The organism is Dellaglioa sp. BT-FLS60 (genome assembly GCF_054941065.1).
The window spans coordinates 1-2269 of sequence record NZ_JBSOLI010000003.1; the positions used below are offsets into that span (position 1 = coordinate 1).

General features: G+C 30.7%; 3 protein-coding genes. 1 reads left to right on the plus strand and 2 read right to left on the minus strand.

Features of this window, described 5'->3' with window-relative positions; translation table 11 throughout:
- Positions 1 to 297: 297 nt before the first annotated feature.
- Both ACVQ8P_RS00085 and ACVQ8P_RS00090 read right to left on the minus strand, forming a co-directional pair.
- On the minus strand, positions 298 to 501 hold the full coding sequence (locus ACVQ8P_RS00085; protein WP_462296827.1) for a hypothetical protein: 204 nt from the start codon (positions 499 to 501) through the stop codon (positions 298 to 300).
- Between the two features lie 309 nt (positions 502 to 810).
- Entirely contained in the window at positions 811 to 1359 is a 549-nt protein-coding gene (locus ACVQ8P_RS00090) for a phenolic acid decarboxylase (RefSeq protein WP_462296828.1), read from the minus strand.
- A gap of 110 nt (positions 1360 to 1469) precedes the next feature.
- Between ACVQ8P_RS00090 and ACVQ8P_RS00095 the strand changes: the two genes are divergently transcribed.
- Positions 1470 to 2003, plus strand: coding sequence for a PadR family transcriptional regulator (locus ACVQ8P_RS00095; protein WP_462296829.1), 534 nt, complete (start codon positions 1470 to 1472; stop codon positions 2001 to 2003).
- The last annotated feature ends 266 nt before the right edge of the window (positions 2004 to 2269 follow it).

Here is a 2269-nt window from a genome sequence, read left to right on the forward strand (position 1 = left end):
AATGGATTTGGATAAACCGTACCCAAAAGTCTTATGGCTTTTGGGTCTTTTTTTGTCATTATACAAAAAAACTGTTATTAGTAATAGAATTAATTTCTATTACCAACAACAGATATTGTAGACCCTCATTTTAATGATTAGGCCTTTTTTTTGTATTGATTTTAAGGTTATAAAATATTTTAATATAAAATACCTGCTTTAATTTAAAAGAATATTTAGACAAAAGGCTCCAAGTCAGTTAGATTTTGACTAACGTTCTTGGAACCTTTCATTTTAGTTTCTATTTAAATTAATTTTTTAGAAATAGCCTTTGAAAAAAAGACAGCCAACTCCAACAAGTAAGAAAACAATAGCAAATAATAGACTATTCGATAAGGCTAACATAATAAAGGATGAGGTATCTTTGGTGCCTTCCTTTTTAAGTTTTGTGAAAGTTTTCCAAGTCAGAACTAGTTGCCAGATAGCAATTAATATGAAAATAAAGCCAAATATATATAGCATATTAAGACCTCCTTCATAACCAATATAACGCAAGTGAGTAAGCGCTGTCAAAAAAATTATAGTGTTATAACTTATTTAAAATGATAATTGTGAAGAGCTTACTATTGTGAATTCTAAGTTTACTTTAGAAACTAATGAAGTTGGTAGTCCGAAGATTTCTTCTTTCTTATTAATTCATCTGTGGTGGTTGAACAATAATGAGTCTGGATGAACCCATGCCAAAAAATCTTATGGCTTTTATTTTTTTGTATACTGACAAAAAAATCGTCTGAACTTTTAAAAGTTCAGACGATTTTTATTTGGATTAAATTAGTTCTTTTTGATCATTTTGTAGTTTTCGTCATAGTATTTACCATTACGGATATCATCTGGCATACCAGCGTATGGTTCTTGGTTAATAACATCTTCGTTATTTTGACCAGCATCGCCAATGTAAGTAATTGTAGCGAATTCTGGAACCACTAATTTAGGATATGTTTCGTATTTTTCACGAGATTCTTCCATCAAAGCGATATGGTCATTTTGGTAAGTAACTGTGATTTCAGGATGTTCTTGAACCCATTTAGGGAAGAAGATTGTACCATTTATTTTCATTTCGTTTGGTAAGAAGTCTAAGGCAACATCAGTACCAGTAGGTTCTGTCCAAGCAATCTTGTAGATACCTTCAGTAAGCATAACGATGTGAGCTTCTTGATCAGTTACCCAACGTCCAGCAACCATGCCACCATGGATACGGTAATCAACTGTATGATCATTTTTAGCGTACCATTCGTATTCCCAACCGTTATCGTAAGTGTATATAAAATGTGTACCTAAGAAATCGTCTAATGTTTTGAATTTTTTTTCTGTATTTGCCATAATTAATGTTCTCCTTTTAAAGTGTTTTTTAACATGTAAAAATTTACATGTTTTTGTTTACTTGATTATAGTATACTGATAAGTATTGAAAGTCAAGTTGAGGAGAGTAAATGGCAAAAAAAAATAAACTACAATATATTATTTTGGGATTATTGAATCAAGAACCATTGTCTGGGTATGACATCACAAAAGCGTTTACGACAGAGATTGGGGAATTTTGGCAAGCAGGGCATAGTCAAATTTATCCAACACTTCAAACGATGGAAAAAGTCGATTATATCACGCATAAAGTTGAAATATCGGGGACTAAGTTAGAAAAGAAAATCTATCATATTACACCACAAGGTGAAGAAAAGCTGATGGACTGGTTAATGTCAGACATTGATGAATTAAAGCCATTTAAAGATGAATTCGTATTGAAACTTTATTTTATTAAAAATAAAGATGATGCGCGCTTGCAATCAATGTTGCTTGAACAATCGCAACTACATTTAGCTAAGTTAAATCATCTTGAAGAAAGAATGAAATTAATTTTTTTCTCAGAAGATGAGATTAATAAACAATATGGGCATTATTTGATATTGGACCATGCAATTGATCGAGAGAAGTACTATATTAAGTGGCTTCAGAAATATCTCAATTAGGTGAGAATGAAGGCTAATAAGTAAGCTTATAGTGACTTAATCATTATTTTAATTTCTTTGTGAAAATGTAAATGATTGCCAAAATGGACGTTTATGTGGACATAATTAATTATTAATAACGATGTAATAGAACGAAAACAGGGTCTACAATATCTGTTGTTGGTAATAGAAATTAATTCTATTACTAATAACAGTTTTTTTGTATAATGACAAAAAAAGACCCAAAAGCCATAAGACTTTTGGGTACGGTTTATCCAAATCCATTA